Source organism: Methanomassiliicoccus luminyensis B10 (assembly GCF_000308215.1).
In the GTDB taxonomy this organism is placed as follows: Archaea; Thermoplasmatota; Thermoplasmata; order Methanomassiliicoccales; family Methanomassiliicoccaceae; genus Methanomassiliicoccus; species Methanomassiliicoccus luminyensis.
This window is the reverse complement of sequence record NZ_CAJE01000013.1, coordinates 42,806-59,431: the sequence shown is the minus strand read 5'-3', so window position 1 is coordinate 59,431 and position 16,626 is coordinate 42,806. Positions and strand designations below refer to the sequence as shown.

Genomic DNA, 16,626 nt, shown 5'->3' with positions numbered 1-16,626 from the left:
TGGTCAGGGATGAGGGAATTAATGAAGAACAGGAAGCGATTTCTTCTTCCGGGCGGACCCGGAAGGGGATGGGGTTTAGTTCTCTCCGGGCTTGCCGGGGGCGCCGAGAGCCTTGTTGAGCTGGTCCTGCAGGGACTGGTACTTGTCCCTCAGGGCCTTCTCCTGGCGGTCCATGGACTTGAGGCGCACTTCCATGGTCTCCTTGTCCTCCTCGATCTCCTTGAGGACGGCGTCCTTGCTCTCTGCCTTGATCAGGAGGGAGCCGATGCTCTTGTAGATGACCACGTCCTGGGGGGACCTGCTCAGCTCCTCCACGGTGCGGGTCATCTCCTTGACCTGGGCGTCTATCTGGAACTTCTGGTTGAGCACAGCCTGCAACTGCTGCTGCAACTGCTGGAACTGAGCGATCTGGTTCTGGACCTTGGGACTTAGATCATCCATGCTGTTCACCTACCATGTTGCCGATCTCTTCTGAGATCCTTATCCATCTGAGGTATGAGTTAAGGGCGGCCCTCAGCGCGCCGAGGTCAGAGGCCTCGACGCGCAGGACGATCCCGCCGTCGTCCCGGTCCATGCGGACCCGGGTGCGGGGAATCTCCCGGCCCACTTCCGGGCACAGGGCACCCCATACGGCCTGGGCATGCGGGGTGGCCAAGCGAAGGGTTGCCCGCGGCATCCCCTCACCGGGCTTTGACGACCTTCTTTACGTTGGGCCTTTCCTTGTAGAAGATCTTGGAGCCGCACTTCTCGCACTGTATGCCAACGGTGTTGACGTTGGAGCGGATGGGCTCGTTGCACTTCCCGCACTTGTACATTCCTGCTCACTCCTGGGGGGCGATCTCCTCGCTCTCGACCGCAGCGGCCTTGGCCCGGATCTCCTCGGAGGTTTCTTTCTTGGACAGCGGCGAGTACGCGCCAGCAGCGAACTTGGTGGAGCACTTGGAGCACTCCCAGATGCCGCTGCTGACCCTCGACACGCTCGTCCTGTGGCAGGACGGGCACTCATGCGCCGCGGTCCTCATCTTGTCGATGTCGCGGGTGCGGTTCCTAACGACCACACCGTAGCGCGCACCGAACCTTCCCGAGCTACCTGCTTTCTCCGTCGACTTGGACATGCTGTATCACCCAATGATTTCCCTGATCCCCTTGCTGACGCGAAGAGACGTATCGATCACTTGTTTGACCTCATCCAGCGTGAAAGCGCCGGCGAGGCCCTTCTGCATCGCCCTGAGGTCCCCGTTCTCATCGGTGGTGACGCTCAGACGGGCATCCGCGACCTTTTCTTCGTCAAGAGTAGGGTCAAACAATATAGAGTTTTCTATCTTTACGGCAGTGGTCTGAATGGGGAAGTGGCGCACCGGCAGCGGGTAGTCCTCGCCCTTCTCGTTCTCCTTGGCCGGAACGATGGTGCTCCTTAGTGCGGCGACCGCGCCGATGAAGCAGGCGTCGAAGAGGTTGCCATCGTAGTCCAGGACGTAAATGTCCAGGAAGTTGATCCAGACCTCCTCGCCCTCCTTGATGCACAGCTTCTGCAGGTCGATCATCTCGCTCTCGCGGATGCCCCTATCGATGACCCTAGCCAGCTCGATGGCGCCGGCGTCTGGCGGCCCGGACTCGAAGGTCGGAGAAGCCAGAGGGATCAGCTCGGTGTTGGTGGTAAGGACGCCGCGGTCGGGGGTGTCGGGGAAGGGAGAGCCCACTTCCATCTTCACGCCCACCAGGATGTCGGTGTTGCCGAGGCGCACCCGGGCGGAGCCCTGGGCGCTCTCGATGTAGTTCGTCTCTATGGATATGGGCCTGTATTCGTCATAGGCCCTGGCGTCCACGCGCTTTCCGGTGGACAGGAGCTTGTGGATGTGCCCCTTCTTGATCTCGGACATTACCGGTTCGGACATGTTCAGGCCTCCGTTCCGTTGGCGCCCTCGTCCTCGGGCGCCATCGCGGCGCCCTGCTGGGCATAGCGGCGCCTCAAGGCGTCCTTCTGCACGTCGTAGACCATCTCGCAGGCCTTCTTCCCGTACTCCATGGCCCGGTCGAACTCTTCCATGGTCATGTGTCCGTCCATCTGCATCAGGAGAATTTCCCCGGTACGGGGGATCATGGCGATGGGCAGGTCGGCGTTGCCGTAGTTGTCCTCTTCCTTGTTCAGGTCCAGGACGATCTGGCCGTCAGCCTTGCCGATGGCTACTGCGGGCACCAGGTCCTTCATTGGGATACCTGCGTCGGCCAGTGCCACCGAGGCAGCGGTCAGGCCGGCGCATCTGGTGCCGGCATTGGCCTGCAAGATCTCGATGTACACGTCGATGGAGGTTCGGGGGAAGTTCTCGGTGAACACTACATACTCCAGTGCCTCGGAGATGATCTTGGAGATCTCCACGGACCGGCGGTCCGGGCCCGGTCTCTTGCGGTCGGACACGGAGAAGGAGAGCATGTTGTACTTGCATTGGACGATCGCCTTAGCAGGGTTCTGCATATGCCGGGGGTGGCATTCCCGGGGCCCGTACACAGCGGCCAGGACCTTGTTCTTGCCCCATTCCACGTACGCGGATCCGTCGGCGCGTTTCAGCACGCCCGCTTCTATCTTCAGGGGACGGATCTCGTCCGCCTTCCTGCCGTCTATCCTTATGCCGTTGTCATCTATCAGATCAATATCAGTGGTCATTCCGGACATGTGTCTCACCTCATTCCGTCTTCTGCTCCGCCTGGGCGGGCACTGTCTCCAGGTACGCCTTCACCTTTTCGGTGAGACCGAAGGAATGGGCGTCCTCGTCGATCATCTGTATGGCCTTGATGGCGTGCATGATATTGTCGACCTCGCCGTCCAGCCATATCCTTCCGTTCTGGCCCACGAAGATGCGGCAGTTCGTGTATCCTTTTATCATCTGTATCATCGAACCGCTCTTGCCAATCACCCTCGGCACCTTGCTGTGGGCTATCTCCACTATCTGTCCTCCCGTCAGCTTCCTGAGGCCCTGGTCCTTCATCGTCACCTGGACCCTCATGGTCTCGTCCACCATGAGCACCTTGGCCAATATCACGTCGCCGACGTTCATGTAGCGGGCGGTGTCGCCGAACTCTACCCTCCACGGCACCTCGTTAACATGCAAAGGAGCGGGATAGGGAGAGTTGATGTCGATGAGCCAGTTGGAAGGGCCAATATCCTCCACCTTACCGATGACGCTGTCGCCGACGCAAGGGATGTACCTGCCGCCAAGGGGGATGATGTTCACATAGTTCGACTTTACAGACTTTATACCGAGAACGGCGGCATAAATATTGCCGCCAGAAACATAGGTCCCCGCGCCTGGTTTTAATTTATCTCCATCGAGGAGGTCGCCCGGCATAACGATCTCCCGTGGCTGTCTTGAAACTTCATTATTGTTCATCTCTTATCTCCTATGAACGTATCCGAATCAATGGTTGCTCATATTCTCTTTTCTTAAATGCCTTTGCCCGTGAAACATATTTATGAACTTAAAAATTACTTCAGTTCAAATAGTCCCCTTTAAGATCTTGGTCTCGACCTCGCCCTTGGTCCTTTCCGCCAATTTTCCCAGGAAATCGTCTCTCATGCCCGCGGGGAGCTCCACCACGCCGATCCATGCGCCGGTGCTCGACCACTCCTCCCTGGATACCTTGCCGACCTGGGAAATGTACTCGTAGCACTTCCCGTACTGGTCGCCGGTAAGGCGGACGGCGATGCGGACCTTGTCGAAGCGTATGGGTATCAAGGGCCTCAGGGCCTTGAGGACCGGCTCTATCTGGGACTCCACTGATTTGAAAGGATCGATATGGACGCGGGCCTCTTCCATGGCCAGCTCTATGCGCGCGGGGGGATGCGGTCCGCCGGTCTGAGGGTTGATGGCGTTCCGCGCGATCTCCGCTATGATGCGTTTTCGCTTGGACTCCTGCATCTCCTTGCGCTGCTGGGTGGTGAGCTGTACCTCGCCCTTGAGGATGATCTGCTTCGCTACATCAGTGGGATCGACGGTCCCGAAGACCTCCATGACCTTCTTCTCTTCCGGCCGGGTGCCCTTGTGGGCGTTGCGGAAGATCTCGTCGATGACCATGTGGTCGGAAAGATCGACCTCCTTGCCTTCCCTCAGGATATTGGCTACCTTGGGATCGATGAGGATCTCGAAGGTCTCCCCATGAGACTCCAGCCGGGCGATGATCGCGTCCTCGATGTCGACCATTCCATCACAGGCCTGGCACGGGCTCAGCCGGAGTTGGCCTTCTCCACGACGGCCTCGACCTCATCATCGTCGAGCCTGCGGAAGTCAGCGTCCTTCCTGACCACTCCGATCTCCACGGACTTGGGGTTGAGCTTCTCCTCCTCGGTGGCCTTCTTCAGCGCCTTGAGGCCGAGAACGATGGCGTCCTCCTGCTCCATGCCCTCCTGGTACTGTTCCTCGAAGGCCTCCATGACCACATTGCGGCCGGCCCCGATGCTACCGGCCTTGTATGATACCAGCGCGCCGGAGGGGTCGGTCTCGAACAGGTGGACGCCCTGGTCGTCCACACCGGCCACCAGCAGCGCGGTGCCGAAGGGACGGACGCCGCCGTACTGAGTGTAGTTCTGCTTGTAGTCGCAGATTTTCTTGACCAGCATCTCCACGCTGATGTTCTCGTCGTAGGTGATCTTGCTCACCTGGGCGGTGACCCTGGCCTGGTCCACTAGGACCCTGGCGTCGGCCACCAGGCCGGAGGTCGCGCACCCGATGTGCTCGTCGATCTGGAATATCTTCTCGATGGACTTCGGCTCCATGAGCCTGCTGGCGATGCGCTTGTCCACGATGAGCACCGCTCCGTCCTTGAACTTGAGGCCGACGGTGGTGGTCCCACGTTTTACAGCTTCCCTCGCATACTCTACTTGGAACAGCCTTCCGTCGGGCGAGAACACGGTGATGGCCCTGTCATATGCCATTTGTCCTGGTTGCATCAAATCACTCCTAACTTCCTAGATATCTACGCGAAGCTCTCTAAAGCGCTACTGCGATATATATCTTAATGTGCCCGAATATAAAATGATGCACCTCGGGCAAAGCTGACGCCAGTCACGCCCGGCGGCCCGGGCGTCGGGGTGCTGGGAAATACCTTTCCCGGAGGGTCCGCAGGGTGCCGGAGGCCCTCAGGGTCTCCAGCGCGCCCTCGCCGCCAGAGTTGATGAGGTCGACGGCCTTCCGGTACTCGCCCCCTCCCACCCTGACGATTCCCATGCTCCCGTCGAACTGTATCACCTTGGGGGGCTTCAGCTTCGCCGACGCGAAGGACGGGTTCAGTGCCGACAGGAGGTCCTCGTCGCTCAGCGCCTCCCCTCCCCTGACCCGGAACGCTATGTACCTCCTCCTTCCTCTCTTCGATTTCACGACCATGGGATCTACCGCGTGCTCAGCTCACGGTCCTATATGCCGCCCCCATATTAGGCTTGCGAGACCTTTAGCTCACAAATGGCCGAACTCGGCCCCGCAGACCGCGCAGGCCATGTCGCTCTCGCGCAGGTGAGCCCCGCACTCCGGGCATTTGTCCGAGAGGAGCACCCCGCACTCGCACACGTCCGCATCGGGGGCAACCTCCTTCCCGCATCCCGGACAGATAAGCGGCCCCAGCGGCTCGAAGACCGCCCCGCAGACCGCGCAGGAGCGATCGGCCTCGCGCACCTCCGCCCCGCACTCCGGGCATTCGAAGGACCCGCCGGGGTCCGCGAAGATGGCCCCGCAGGCACAGGAGGCCGTGCCGGCCTCCAGAACGGCACCGCAGCTCACGCACACGAACGTTCTTCCTTCTTCGGGGGCGGCCGGCTCGGGCGGGGCCTCCGGCTCAGGCATAGGGGGCTGCTCAGGAACCTTCTCCGGCGGCAGGAACACGAACTGCAGGGAATGAGGTACCGAGGTGGTGCTCTCCATCCCCTTGATGGCCACGGTCCTCTGGCAGAACGGGCAGGTCCCCGTCCTCGCCAGGCACACCGAGTGGAACACCTTTCCAGTGCCGCATTTTACGTATTCGGTCCCTTCCTTGATCCTGCCCAGACAGATCTGGCAGACCAGCGGCTGCACCTTGGGGCCGGTGATCTGTATCTTCGGCCTTCCCCGGGCCGCCCCCTCCTCCCTGCTCCCCCTTTTCCTAATTAGTACTTGTTTATACCTATTGATGAGCTCGCCGAAACCGGAGGCTCCCAATAGGGCGGCTAGGGGAAGCAGCTCGAACACGCCGGACGATATGCCGTACCCAATGTAAAGGCTTGCCTTCGGACGATATTGCTCGTTGACCGCATCCCCATAGGCACTTTACGAACGTTCGTTCCAAGGCTTTTTCGACATCGAAAGGTTTTTAAGCAATCCCGCTAAAAAGGGGGTCATTAAGGCAGGAAAGGGGGCATTGCTCGATATGTTAATATACAGACATCCCATTCACCCAGAAAAGCACCCATGCCATGGAACATGTTCACTATCGATGAATCGTCCATTCGTGGCTGGAGGAAGCTCTTTGTCCGGGCCGTTGACCCGTTCCAACGGGTCCAATATCCTTTCCCATCATTGGTCCGGCGATCGGAGGATGAATGTTCGGACGCCATGCAAAGACGCCCCAAGGGATAGGAACAGCATCGAGCAGGAACGCGCATGTGGTGAGCCTTTGAAGTACGAATCATTTTGTAAGGAAAAAGTAGGAGGAGCCTAAAATGTCTGACAAAATGGGTGCAGTCATGGTCGTCGGAGGAGGTATCTCCGGCGTACAGACCGCTCTGGACCTGGCCGAGTCCGGGTTCCGGGTGTATCTGGTCGAAAAGAAGCCAAGCATCGGTGGAGTGATGTCCCAGCTGGACAAGACCTTCCCGACGAACGATTGTTCGATGTGCATTCTATCCCCGAAGCTCGTCGAAGCTGCTAGACACCCCTTGATCAATTTGATGACCATGACCGAGGTGGTCGGGGTCGAGGGCGAGGCGCCCAACTTCCAGGTCAAGGTAAGGCACAACCCCAGGTACGTTGACATGAGCAAGTGCGTGGGTTGCGGCATTTGCGCCGAGAAGTGCCCGGTGAAGGTGCCCAACGAGTATGATGCCAACCTGATCGTCAGGAAGGCCATCTACATCCCCTTCGCTCAGGCGGTCCCGCTGAAGTATTCCATCGACGCGACCAAGTGCCTGAAGCTCACCAAGGGCCGCTGCGGGCTGTGCGAGAAGAACTGCCCCGCCGGTGCGGTCAACTACGAGGACAAGGCGGTCGAGGAGACCCTCGATGTCGGTTCCATCATCCTCGCTCCCGGCTTCTCCGTCTTCGACGCCAGGCTGAAGAAGGAGTATGGCTACGGGGAGTACCCCAACGTCGTCAACTCCCTGGAGTTCGAGAGGTTCCTGAGCGCTACTGGCCCCTATGGCGGCCACGTGCTCAGGCCTTCCGACCAGAAGGCCCCCAAGAAGGTCGCCTGGCTGCAGTGCGTAGGGTCCAGGGATGAGAAGGTAGGGAACACCTACTGCTCGTCCGTCTGCTGCATGTACGCCATGAAGCAGGCCATCATCGCCGGCGAGCACACCGCCGGACTGGAGCCCAGCATATTCTTCATGGACATCAGGGCTTTCGGCAAGGAGTTCGAGGACTACCGGGCCCGCGCGGAGAAGGAATACAGCATCAAGATGCACCGCGCGTCCAGGGTCGCCAACATTATCGAGGACCCCACTACCAAGAACCTCATCCTCCGCTACTCCGACCCTAACACCAACGAGGTCACCGAGGAGGAGTTCGACCTGGTGGTCCTGTCCGTCGGCCTGGAGCCCCCCACCGGCGCCAAGAACCTCGCCAAGACCTTTGGTATCAACCTGAACAAGGCCGGGTTCGCCGGAACCAACGTCTACAGCCCCCTCAACGCGTCCCGCCCCGGTGTCTTCGTGACCGGTGCGTTCGCCGCCCCCAAGGACATCCCCACATCCGTGGCCGAGGCTTCCGGTGCCGCGGCCAAGGCCGGCGCGTTCATCGCCGACAAGAGAGGCGTTCTTGAAGAGGTCAAGGTAGAGGAGATCAACGTCGAGGGCCAGGAGCCTAGGATCGGCGTGTTCGTCTGCGACTGCGGCATCAACATCGCCGGCACCGTCAATGTGCCCAAGGTCGTGGACTACGCCAAGGGACTGGCCAATGTCGTGTACACCGAGGAGGGCAAGTACACCTGCTCGGCCGACTCCCAGCAGAGGATCAAGGACGTCATCAAGAAGGAGAAGCTCAACAGGGTCGTGGTCGCGTCTTGCACCCCCCGTACTCACGAGCCTCTCTTCCAGAGCACCCTGAAGGAAGCTGGCCTGAACCCATACCTGTTCGAGATGGCCAACATCAGGGACCAGTGCTCCTGGATCCACATGGGCGAGCCTGAGAAGGCCACCAAGAAGGCCAAGGACCTGGTCAGGATGGCCGTGGCCAAGGCCAGGCTGCTGGAGCCTCTGTACGAGAGCAAGCTGCCCGTTACCCACTCCGCTGTGGTTATCGGCGGGGGTATCTCTGGCATGTCCGCCGCCCTGGACATCGCCGCCCAGGGCTTCCATGTCGACCTCCTGGAGAAGACCAGCGAGCTCGGCGGGAACGCCATGAAGATCCACCACGAGGAGGACGGCCGCAAGGTGCGCGAGTTCGCCAAGGAGCTCATCACCCGCGTTAGGAACAACAAGAACATCACCGTTCACCTGGACACCCCCGCTGAGGATGTCGGCGGCTTCGTCGGCAACTTCAAGGTGAAGATCAAGGACGGTGAGCTGGAGACCGGCAGCATCGTTGTTGCGGTCGGCGCCGATGAGTACAAGCCCAAGGACAAGGAGTTCCTGTACGGCGCGGACAAGAATGTGGTCACCCAGCTTGAGTTCGAGGACCTGCTCCAGAAGGGCCCTGTCGACGGCACCATCGCCATGATCCAGTGCGTCGGCTCCAGGAACACCGAGGCCCCCTATTGCAGCAGGGTGTGCTGCGCCAACGCCATCAAGAACGCCATCGCGGCCAAGAAGGCCAGCCCCAAGGCTGATGTGTACGTGTTCCACAAGGACATCAGGACCTACGGCTTCCGCGAGGACCTGTACAAGGAGGCCGGCCAGGCCGGCGTCAAGTTCGTCAGGGTCCCCGAGGACAAGCCCCCAGTGGTCACCAGCGACGGAGGCCTGAAGATCACTGCCTACGATACCATCCTCGGCGAGGACCTGGTCCTCAAGCCCTCGAAGGTGGTCCTGAGCACTGGCATTCGCCCGCACCACGACAACGAGGAGCTGGCCAAGATGCTGAAGGTCCCGCTCAGCAAGGACAAGTTCTTCCTCGAGGCGCACATGAAGCTGAGGCCGGTCGACTTCGCCACCAACGGCGTGTACCTCGCTGGCCTGGCCCACTGGCCCAAGTTCACCGACGAGGCCATCGCCCAGGCTTCCGGTGCCGCCGCCAGGGCCATAACCATCATCTCGAAGCCCGAACTGAAGAGCGAAGGCGTCATCGCGGCGGTCAACGAGGACCTCTGCGACGGATGCGCCATCTGCGAGCCGGTCTGCGAGTACAAGGCCATCACCATCGTGCAGGACTCCAAGAACCCCGAGAAGAAGAAGGTCAGCGTCAACGAGGGCCTTTGCAAGGGATGCGGGTGCTGCGTGGCGGCCTGTCCGTCCGGCGCGATGGAGCAAAGGGGCTTCAAGAACCAGCAGATCATCGCTGCGATCGATGCGGCCCTTGAGGAGAGTGAGTGAAACATGTCAGCACACGCAAGCGCTCAGGCCGCCCCTTCCGCCCCCGCGGAAGAGGGCCGCTTCGAGCCCAAGATCATAGCCTTCTGCTGCAACTGGTGCTCCTACGCCGGGGCCGACCTGGCGGGAGTGTCGAGGCTGCAGATGCCGACCAACTTCCTGGTCATAAGGGCGATGTGCTCTGCCAGGGTGGACCCCGAACACGTGCTCCGTGCCTTCGCCAAGGGCGCTGACGGAGTACTTGTCCTGGGATGCCACCCCGCGGACTGCCACTACATCGGCGGCAACTATCGTACCCGCCGGAGAATCGCCCTGCTGAAGATGCTGCTGGAGCAGTACGGCATCGACCCGGAGCGCCTGCACCTCGAGTGGGTGTCCGCTTCCGAAGGGGTCAGGTTCCAGGCGACCATAAAGGAGTTCACCGAGAAGGTCCGCGAGATGGGCCCCAACCCGCTCAAGGAGGCCGAGGCGGAAAGCGAGAAGACCCGTGCCGAGGCGCACCACTAAGGAGGAAAGAGGTGGAATCATGGCAAAAGTCAAGATAGCACAATATTGGGGAGCCGGATGCGGAGGATGCGACGTGGCGCTCCTGGACATCGATGAGAAGATCCTCGGCGTGGCTGAGATGGCGGACATTGTGTTCTGGCCCATCGCTGTGGACGCCAAGCTCAAGGATGTCGAGGCCATGCCCGACAAGAGCATCACCGTCACGCTCTACAACGGCGCCATAAGGAACAGCGAGAACGAGCACGTTGCCAAGCTGCTCAGGCAGAAGTCGGCCATCATGGTCTCCTTCGGCTCCTGCGCCTGCTTCGGCGGCATTCCCGGCCTGGCCAACGTGACCAACAAGAAGGACCTCCAGGACTATGTGTACAACCACACCTTCTCCAGCGTCAACCCGAACCATGTCATCCCCCAGCCCAAGTATCAGGCCCCCGAGGGCGAGCTTGAGCTGCCGGTGATGTACGACACCGTTCTGACCCTGGATGACATCGTGGACGTTGACTACTTCATGCCTGGCTGCCCGCCCACCACCGACCTGATCAACCAGTTCCTCGGCGTAGTGGAGAAGCACGTCAAGGAAGGCGCCCCCCTGCCCCCCAAGGGCTCGGTCATCGCCTCCCAGAAGACCCTGTGCGACGAGTGCGGCAGGACCAAAGAGGTCAAGACCATCGACAAGATCAACATGCCCTATGACATCGAGATCGACCCCAAGAAGTGCATGCTGGAGCAGGGCGTCATATGCCTCGGTCCGGCCACCAGGGCCGGCTGCGGCGCCAAGTGCCTGAACGCCAACCAGCCCTGCCGTGGATGCATGGGCCCCACCGCCGCGGTGGAGGACCAGGGCGGTTCCATGCTGAGCGCGCTGGCGTCCATCTTCAGGACCGCCGACAACGAGACCCAGCTCTCCGAGGACGAGATCCTGAAGCTGATGACCCAGGTCAAGGACCCGCTGGGGACGTTCTATGCGTTCACCATGCCCAAGTCCATCATCAAGAGGAAGGTCAAGGAGAAGAAAGCGGGGGTTAAGCAATGAGTGGACCAATCATAAGCGAACCGACCACCAAGTCCGAGTCTAAGAGAATAACCATCGACCCCATCACCAGGCTGGAAGGCCACGGGAAGATCGAGATCTTCCTGAACGACGAGGGGAACGTGGCCAACGCCTACTGGCAGGTGCCCGAGCTTCGCGGATTCGAGAAGTTCTGCATCGGTCGGTCGGTCGACGAGCTCAACAAGATCACGCCCCGCCTGTGCGGTGTGTGCCCCGGCGCGCACCACCTGTGCTCCACCAAGGCGCTGGACGGTGTGTTCCAGGCCGAGCCCCCAGAGGCCGGAAGGAAGCTCCGCGAGCTCTTCTACGCCGCGCACTACATCCACAGCCATATCGCCCACTTCTACGCCCTGGCCGCTGCTGACTTCGTTCTCGGACCGGCAGCCCCGGCGGAGAAGAGGAACATCCTGGGCGTCGTGGACGCGGTCGGCGTGAACATAGGCTCTGAGGTCATAAAGCACCGTTCCTATGCTCAGAAAGTCCAGGAGATGCTCGGCGGGAAGGCTACCCACCCGGTGTGCGGCATCCCCGGCGGCATGAGCAAGCCCATCAACGAGGATGAGAGGAAGCAGATCGAGGAGTGGGCCAAGTCCTGCGTGGAGTTCTCCAAGTTCACCATGGGCCTCCTGGGCGACGTCGTTCTGAAGAACGAGGCCTACCTGGATCTCATCAAGGACCCCGGCATCTACTACAACGAGACCTACTACATGGGCCTGGTGGACAAGAACAACAAGATCAACTTCTACGACGGCGACCTCAGGGTGGTCGACCAGAAGGGGAAGGAGGTCGAGAAGTTCCATCCCTCCAAGTACCTCGACCACATCGGCGAGCACGTGGAGCCGTGGACCTACGAGAAGTTCTGCTTCCTGAAGAAGATCGGCTGGAACGGCTTCACCGACGGCCCGCAGAGCGGCATCTACCGGTGCGCTCCTCTGGCCAGGGTCAACGCCTCCACGGGTTTCACCACCCCCGAGGCGCAGAAGGGGTACGAGCAACTGAAGGACTTCTTCAAGGGTCTGGGCGTGGAGGGACCTATCCACCACACCATGATCTACCACTGGGCCAGGGTCATCGAGCTGATGCACGCCTCCGAGTGGCTGCTTGAGCTTTCCCAGGACCCCATGATCACCAGCAAGGACATCAAGTCCCCGACCAAGACCCCCGGTGAGGGCATCGGATGCCTGGAAGCGCCTCGCGGCGTGCTCATCCACCACTACGTGGCGGACGAGAACGGCATCACCACCGACGTGAACCTGGTGGTCGGCACCACCAACAACAACGCGCCGATCAACCTGTCCGTCAGGCAGGCGGCCAAGGGACTTATCAAGAACTGGCAGGTATCCCCGGGTATCCTGAACGAGGTCGAGATGGCCTATCGCGCCTACGACCCCTGCAACTCCTGCGCTACCCACACCCTGCCCGGTCAGATGCCCCTCAAGGCAGTGATCAGGAAGCCCAACGGCGAGATATTCCAGGAGATCCAGAACTTCTAAACCCCTTTCCAACAACCTTTTCCTTTTTTTGTTTTTCATCCCTATCTGGGGGGAGAACGCATGCTTTATGCGTCCCCGCGGCGATGCGCTCTTCATGACCATGGCGGGGTTCAGCAAGGAGATCGAGGCGCTTCTTAAGCCGAAGAAGGAGCCGGCGCTCGTCACGGTGCCGGAGATGAGCTACATGATGGTGGACGGGAAGGGGGACCCCAATACGGCCGCCGAGTACGCGCAGGCCATCGAGGCGCTCTACGGCCTCGCCTACACCATGAAGTTCGCCATCAAGAAGTCCCGGGGAGAGGAGTTCAAGGTCGGCCCCCTGGAAGGCCTGTGGTGGGCCGAGGACATGGAGAACTTCGCAGCCGGCCGAAAGGACGAGTGGCTGTGGACCGCCATGATAATGCTGCCCGATCTGGTGACCCGGGCCGACTTCGACAGCGCAGCCTCCGAGCTTAAGAGGAAGAAGGACCCGCCCGCCCTGTCCAATGTCCGACTGGAGCGGTGGGAGGAAGGCCTGAGCGCCCAGCTCCCGTATGTCGGCCCCTACAAGGACGAGGGGCCCGCCATCGCCAGGCTCCACCGCTTCATCGGGGAGCAGGGCTGCCGGCTGAGGGGCAAGCACCACGAGATCTACATGGGCGACCCCCGGAGGGCCGCCCCCGAGAAGCTGAAGACCATCATCAGGCAGCCGGTGGAGAAGGCCTAATAGACGTGGCTGCGCGGGTTGGGAGTGGTGCGGATGCGCCGGTCCTTGCCGATCATCAGCGAGCCCACCGTGCCCAGATAGATCCCGTCCGGCAGGTACACCCTCGCCTCATCGATGTCAGCCATGCCTTCGGTGAAGAGCGGGCCCAGGAGCTTGGCGGAGCGTATGTTCACCGGCGACCCCCCCAGCGAGCGGTTGAAGGCGGGGACCATGATGACCTCCTCCGGGACCTCCACGTACCGCTTGTATACCTTCTCCTTGAGCTTGAACCGGACCCAGCACTGCTCCTTGCTCACGTTGCCCAGGGAGTCCTCCAGCGCGATGGTGGGGTGGTTGTGCGCTATGCACAGGGTCCTGCAGGACATGACCTCGGGTGACGGCCAAGTGTGGCCGTGAACGAACCCCACGCTGCCGATGACGAAGCCGGTGGACGGATGGACATTGATGCCGTCGGGCAGGAACTCCTCGATGTTGGTGTCGTGGTTGCCCCTGACGATGTCCACTACTTTGTAGTGCCGTTTCAGCGCGCGGAAGAACCCCGGCAGCTCGGCGTACTCCTGGTGGGTCGACCCAGGAACCTTGTTCTTGATGTCCCCCAGGAGGACGATGCGATCGCGGCCGGGGCTGAGGGATACGAGCTCGCGTTCCATGCGGTGGGTCTGCGACGGAACGTGGACCCCCTTTGACCTCAGCTCGGACTCGATTCCGACGTGCAGGTCTCCTACTACAATGATGCCACTGTCGCTGCTGCGGACCTCCAGGGCCAGGTGGTCCGGTATGGGGCTCACTGTCTCGCTCATCTCGGTTCCTTGCGGTCCATTCTAAGCGTGGGTAATTTAAAAGGTTTTGCTCACAACCCGTTGAAAAGCCGGTCGGCCAGACGATCAGGGAGGCCCGCGTCCCTGGTAGCCTCCGCCACCTTTTCGATATCGTAGGCGACCCTGTGGTTGGTCGCCTCATTCGTGTCGATGTCGAACACCGAATAGGAGGCCTCGGGGAACCCGTCCCGGGGCTGGCCCACCGAGCCTGGGTTGACGATGATGCCCCTAGGATACTTCTTCACATATGGGATGTGGGTATGCCCCAGCACCACCAGTTGGCTATGCGACATGATCAGAAGCTCCTTGCAGGCCTGTCCCTCGTACACGTACTCGTCATCGTCGCGCGGGGAGCCGTGGTACAGCCCCACCGCGATGCGGTCCGCATGGAGCTGGGCGCGGGGCGGCAGGGACCTGAGATACTGGAGCGAGGAGGCGGTGAGATGGAAGGCGGTCCACATGATCGCGTCCCCGGCCACTGGGCTCATTCCCCGGGGGTCGGCCCGCAGAACCGCCCGATCATGGTTCCCCCGTATCGATATTATCCCTCGTGCCCGGAACAGCTCCACCGTTTCGTTGGGATACGGGTAGTAGCCCACCACATCCCCCGCGCTCAGTACCATGTCCGCGCCCCTGGCCTCGATGTCGTCCAGCACCGCCTCTAGCGCGACAACGTTGGCGTGGACATCGGAGATCAGGGCAAGTTTCATCCCACGCCCATGCCCCCGCGGCCTAATAATGCCTTACTGCAGCCGCTTCAGGTACCGGCGCAGGACCTCCGGCACATTGTCGATGACGTCGGTGGCCATGAGGCTGTAGCCCAGCTTCTCGAAGGCCAGGTCGCCGGCCTTGCCGTTGGTGAACGCCGAGATCCTGGCCGCGTTGTAGGCGGTGGTCCCCTTGGACAGCAGCGCCACGACCTCGCCGGCGAGCACGTCGCCGGTGCCTCCGACGCTCATCCCGGGGTTCCCGGTGCGGTTCAACTTGGTGAGATGGCCGTCGGAAACGACGTCGATGTGCCCCTTGGCCAGAAGTACCACCCCCAGCTTCCTGGCCGCTTCCTCGACCGCCTTGGCCCTTTCCTCCAGGTCCTTCGGCAGGCTTTCCCCGGTGAGCGTCTCGAACTCTTTGGCGTGCGGAGTGATGACGGCGGTCTTACCCTCCAGCACGGAGAGGTCCTCGGCCACCGCGGCGATGGCGTCGGCGTCGATGACCAGGGGCTTGTCGCAGGCCTTGACGATCTTCCTTACCGCCTCCTGGGTCCCTCTTCCCAATCCCAGCCCGGGGCCGATGAGCACCGCGTCCACCATGCCGATGAGCTGCTGGACCGGCTTGATGTCCTTGGCGTTCAGGGTTTCGTCGACCAACCCGTGCACTATGAGGTTGGGCGAATATGATGAGATGGGCCCGAAGGACGGCGCGGGGGTGGCGATGTGCACCAGGTCCACGCCCATGCGGTACGCGGCCAGGCCGGCCAGGGCCGGCGCTCCGGTGAAGGGCCCTCCGCCGATAACCAGTATCCGTCCGTTCTGCCCCTTGTGGGACTCCGCTCCCCTTATGGGGTAGTACGCGAACTCCCCCGGCCCCACATACCTGTGGGCGTCGGCGGGAATACCGATGTCCTGCACGAAGATCTTGCCGGAATTCTCCGGGGTCATGCCCTCCTTCATCTCGGTGAAAGTGACGGTGATGTCGGGTTCCACGGCCAGATCGGTGCCCAGGCCGGAGGGCACGTCGATGGATACGACCTTGGTCTTGGAGCCGTTGATGCGGTTGATGAGCGTTCGGTACGGCTCCCTTACCTCGGTGTAATTCCCAGTGCCCAGGAGAGCATCCACGATCACATCGAACTTGGAAAGGGGCACCCCCACGGAAGAGGAGGCGATATGTTTGACCCTCTCGTACGCTCTCTTTGCCGACTCCGTACGGATCTCCGAAGGAGGGTGGGCCAACAATACCGTCACATCATTGTGGCGGGTCAGGTTCCTTGCCGCCACGAACCCGTCCCCGGCGTTGTTGCCCACTCCGCAGACCACCGCGATCTTCTTGCCGGTGCCGATCTCGGTGAGGATGACCTCGGCCGTGGCCTCGCCGGCGTTGTCCATCAGAGCGTCCATGGGGACGCCGAGGTGCTCGGAGTTGATGTCGAGCACCCGCACCTCCTTAAAGGGGAGCATGGCCCGGAGTATCCAAGTTATGGGATTAATCTTTTGGGAACGCTGCCCCGTGGAGTTCATCATCTCCGGGGTCGGAACAGTGATGTAACGTCGGCCCGAAGTGACCTCGTCGAGGTCACTTCAAGCTCTTTGCGGACGGCCAACGCCAGGTGAGGGGCGCCGTTCGCCTCGGTGACG

Annotated in this window: 19 protein-coding genes; 5 read left to right on the top strand and 14 right to left on the bottom strand. The window is 61.2% G+C overall.

Annotated elements, in window-relative coordinates:
- Positions 1 to 75: 75 nt before the first annotated feature.
- The 11 genes from WYS_RS07085 to WYS_RS07035 form a co-directional block, all read right to left on the bottom strand.
- On the bottom strand, positions 76 to 441 hold the full coding sequence (locus WYS_RS07085) for a prefoldin subunit beta (protein WP_019177471.1): 366 nt from the start codon (positions 439 to 441) through the stop codon (positions 76 to 78).
- Complete coding sequence (locus WYS_RS07080) at positions 434 to 676, bottom strand: KEOPS complex subunit Pcc1 (RefSeq protein WP_026068909.1); 243 nt, start codon at positions 674 to 676, stop codon at positions 434 to 436. The genes WYS_RS07085 and WYS_RS07080 overlap by 8 nt, the downstream gene beginning before the upstream one ends.
- 4 nt (positions 677 to 680) lie before the next feature.
- Complete coding sequence (locus WYS_RS07075) at positions 681 to 815, bottom strand: DNA-directed RNA polymerase subunit P (protein ID WP_019177469.1); 135 nt, start codon at positions 813 to 815, stop codon at positions 681 to 683.
- Positions 816 to 821: 6 nt separating this feature from the next.
- Positions 822 to 1,115 carry a 50S ribosomal protein L37ae gene (locus WYS_RS07070; protein WP_019177468.1) on the bottom strand — a complete coding sequence of 98 codons (294 nt, stop codon included), beginning with the start codon at positions 1,113 to 1,115 and terminating at the stop codon, positions 822 to 824.
- A 6-nt stretch (positions 1,116 to 1,121) separates the two neighbouring features.
- Entirely contained in the window at positions 1,122 to 1,895 is a 774-nt protein-coding gene (rrp42, locus tag WYS_RS07065; RefSeq protein WP_026068908.1) for an exosome complex protein Rrp42, read from the bottom strand.
- Positions 1,896 to 1,897: 2 nt separating this feature from the next.
- Positions 1,898 to 2,671, bottom strand: a complete 774-nt coding sequence (gene rrp41 / locus WYS_RS14665; protein ID WP_147654345.1) for an exosome complex exonuclease Rrp41 — start codon at positions 2,669 to 2,671, stop codon at positions 1,898 to 1,900.
- Positions 2,672 to 2,681: 10 nt separating this feature from the next.
- Positions 2,682 to 3,344, bottom strand: a complete 663-nt coding sequence (gene rrp4, locus WYS_RS07055) for an exosome complex RNA-binding protein Rrp4 (protein ID WP_236993868.1) — start codon at positions 3,342 to 3,344, stop codon at positions 2,682 to 2,684.
- Positions 3,345 to 3,491: 147 nt separating this feature from the next.
- Positions 3,492 to 4,196 carry a ribosome assembly factor SBDS gene (locus WYS_RS07050; RefSeq protein WP_019177464.1) on the bottom strand — a complete coding sequence of 235 codons (705 nt, stop codon included), beginning with the start codon at positions 4,194 to 4,196 and terminating at the stop codon, positions 3,492 to 3,494.
- Between the two features lie 23 nt (positions 4,197 to 4,219).
- Positions 4,220 to 4,942: an archaeal proteasome endopeptidase complex subunit alpha gene (gene psmA / locus WYS_RS07045; protein ID WP_026068906.1), complete on the bottom strand. Its 723-nt coding sequence runs from the start codon at positions 4,940 to 4,942 to the stop codon at positions 4,220 to 4,222.
- Positions 4,943 to 5,057: 115 nt separating this feature from the next.
- Positions 5,058 to 5,375: a hypothetical protein gene (locus WYS_RS07040; protein ID WP_019177462.1), complete on the bottom strand. Its 318-nt coding sequence runs from the start codon at positions 5,373 to 5,375 to the stop codon at positions 5,058 to 5,060.
- A gap of 69 nt (positions 5,376 to 5,444) precedes the next feature.
- Positions 5,445 to 6,209 carry a double zinc ribbon domain-containing protein gene (locus WYS_RS07035; protein ID WP_019177461.1) on the bottom strand — a complete coding sequence of 255 codons (765 nt, stop codon included), beginning with the start codon at positions 6,207 to 6,209 and terminating at the stop codon, positions 5,445 to 5,447.
- A 470-nt stretch (positions 6,210 to 6,679) separates the two neighbouring features.
- On the opposite strand from WYS_RS07035, the gene WYS_RS07030 reads away from it, so the two are divergent.
- The 5 genes from WYS_RS07030 (at position 6,680) to WYS_RS07010 (ending at position 13,454) form a co-directional block, all read left to right on the top strand.
- Positions 6,680 to 9,703 carry a CoB--CoM heterodisulfide reductase iron-sulfur subunit A family protein gene (locus tag WYS_RS07030; RefSeq protein ID WP_026068905.1) on the top strand — a complete coding sequence of 1,008 codons (3,024 nt, stop codon included), beginning with the start codon at positions 6,680 to 6,682 and terminating at the stop codon, positions 9,701 to 9,703.
- Between the two features lie 3 nt (positions 9,704 to 9,706).
- Positions 9,707 to 10,207: a hydrogenase iron-sulfur subunit gene (locus tag WYS_RS07025; protein WP_019177459.1), complete on the top strand. Its 501-nt coding sequence runs from the start codon at positions 9,707 to 9,709 to the stop codon at positions 10,205 to 10,207.
- Positions 10,208 to 10,226: 19 nt separating this feature from the next.
- Positions 10,227 to 11,237, top strand: a complete 1,011-nt coding sequence (locus WYS_RS07020) for an NADH-quinone oxidoreductase subunit B family protein (RefSeq protein ID WP_026068904.1) — start codon at positions 10,227 to 10,229, stop codon at positions 11,235 to 11,237.
- Entirely contained in the window at positions 11,234 to 12,748 is a 1,515-nt protein-coding gene (locus WYS_RS07015; RefSeq protein ID WP_019177457.1) for a Ni/Fe hydrogenase subunit alpha, read from the top strand. Before WYS_RS07020 ends, WYS_RS07015 begins: the two co-directional genes overlap by 4 nt.
- 94 nt (positions 12,749 to 12,842) lie before the next feature.
- Positions 12,843 to 13,454, top strand: a complete 612-nt coding sequence (locus WYS_RS07010; RefSeq protein ID WP_026068903.1) for a GyrI-like domain-containing protein — start codon at positions 12,843 to 12,845, stop codon at positions 13,452 to 13,454.
- On the opposite strand, the gene WYS_RS07005 is transcribed toward WYS_RS07010, so the two are convergent.
- The 3 genes from WYS_RS07005 to WYS_RS06995 are packed head-to-tail and all read right to left on the bottom strand — an operon-like array spanning position 13,451 to position 16,449.
- Positions 13,451 to 14,254, bottom strand: coding sequence for a metallophosphoesterase (locus tag WYS_RS07005; protein ID WP_019177455.1), 804 nt, complete (start codon positions 14,252 to 14,254; stop codon positions 13,451 to 13,453). The genes WYS_RS07010 and WYS_RS07005 overlap by 4 nt on opposite strands.
- A 50-nt stretch (positions 14,255 to 14,304) precedes the next feature.
- Positions 14,305 to 14,982 carry a metallophosphoesterase family protein gene (locus WYS_RS07000; RefSeq protein WP_019177454.1) on the bottom strand — a complete coding sequence of 226 codons (678 nt, stop codon included), beginning with the start codon at positions 14,980 to 14,982 and terminating at the stop codon, positions 14,305 to 14,307.
- Between the two features lie 33 nt (positions 14,983 to 15,015).
- On the bottom strand, positions 15,016 to 16,449 hold the full coding sequence (locus tag WYS_RS06995) for a bifunctional ADP-dependent NAD(P)H-hydrate dehydratase/NAD(P)H-hydrate epimerase (RefSeq protein WP_019177453.1): 1,434 nt from the start codon (positions 16,447 to 16,449) through the stop codon (positions 15,016 to 15,018).
- Positions 16,450 to 16,626 lie beyond the last annotated feature (177 nt).

What these genes read in the sequence shown, in the direction of transcription:
- rrp41 (WP_147654345.1), bottom strand. Translation starts at nt 2,671, where the DNA reads ATGTCCGGAATGACCACTGATATTGATCTGATAGATGACAACGGCATA.
- WYS_RS07075 (WP_019177469.1), bottom strand. Translation starts at nt 815, where the DNA reads ATGTACAAGTGCGGGAAGTGCAACGAGCCCATCCGCTCCAACGTCAAC.
- rrp42 (WP_026068908.1), bottom strand. Translation starts at nt 1,895, where the DNA reads ATGTCCGAACCGGTAATGTCCGAGATCAAGAAGGGGCACATCCACAAG.
- WYS_RS07085 (WP_019177471.1), bottom strand. Translation starts at nt 441, where the DNA reads ATGGATGATCTAAGTCCCAAGGTCCAGAACCAGATCGCTCAGTTCCAG.
- WYS_RS07020 (WP_026068904.1), top strand. Translation starts at nt 10,227, where the DNA reads ATGGCAAAAGTCAAGATAGCACAATATTGGGGAGCCGGATGCGGAGGA.
- WYS_RS07070 (WP_019177468.1), bottom strand. Translation starts at nt 1,115, where the DNA reads ATGTCCAAGTCGACGGAGAAAGCAGGTAGCTCGGGAAGGTTCGGTGCG.
- psmA (WP_026068906.1), bottom strand. Translation starts at nt 4,942, where the DNA reads ATGCAACCAGGACAAATGGCATATGACAGGGCCATCACCGTGTTCTCG.
- WYS_RS07025 (WP_019177459.1), top strand. Translation starts at nt 9,707, where the DNA reads ATGTCAGCACACGCAAGCGCTCAGGCCGCCCCTTCCGCCCCCGCGGAA.
- WYS_RS07010 (WP_026068903.1), top strand. Translation starts at nt 12,843, where the DNA reads ATGACCATGGCGGGGTTCAGCAAGGAGATCGAGGCGCTTCTTAAGCCG.
- WYS_RS07015 (WP_019177457.1), top strand. Translation starts at nt 11,234, where the DNA reads ATGAGTGGACCAATCATAAGCGAACCGACCACCAAGTCCGAGTCTAAG.
- WYS_RS06995 (WP_019177453.1), bottom strand. Translation starts at nt 16,449, where the DNA reads ATGCTCCCCTTTAAGGAGGTGCGGGTGCTCGACATCAACTCCGAGCAC.
- WYS_RS07080 (WP_026068909.1), bottom strand. Translation starts at nt 676, where the DNA reads ATGCCGCGGGCAACCCTTCGCTTGGCCACCCCGCATGCCCAGGCCGTA.
- WYS_RS07040 (WP_019177462.1), bottom strand. Translation starts at nt 5,375, where the DNA reads ATGGTCGTGAAATCGAAGAGAGGAAGGAGGAGGTACATAGCGTTCCGG.
- WYS_RS07030 (WP_026068905.1), top strand. Translation starts at nt 6,680, where the DNA reads ATGTCTGACAAAATGGGTGCAGTCATGGTCGTCGGAGGAGGTATCTCC.
- WYS_RS07000 (WP_019177454.1), bottom strand. Translation starts at nt 14,982, where the DNA reads ATGAAACTTGCCCTGATCTCCGATGTCCACGCCAACGTTGTCGCGCTA.
- WYS_RS07005 (WP_019177455.1), bottom strand. Translation starts at nt 14,254, where the DNA reads ATGAGCGAGACAGTGAGCCCCATACCGGACCACCTGGCCCTGGAGGTC.
- rrp4 (WP_236993868.1), bottom strand. Translation starts at nt 3,344, where the DNA reads ATGCCGGGCGACCTCCTCGATGGAGATAAATTAAAACCAGGCGCGGGG.
- WYS_RS07050 (WP_019177464.1), bottom strand. Translation starts at nt 4,196, where the DNA reads ATGGTCGACATCGAGGACGCGATCATCGCCCGGCTGGAGTCTCATGGG.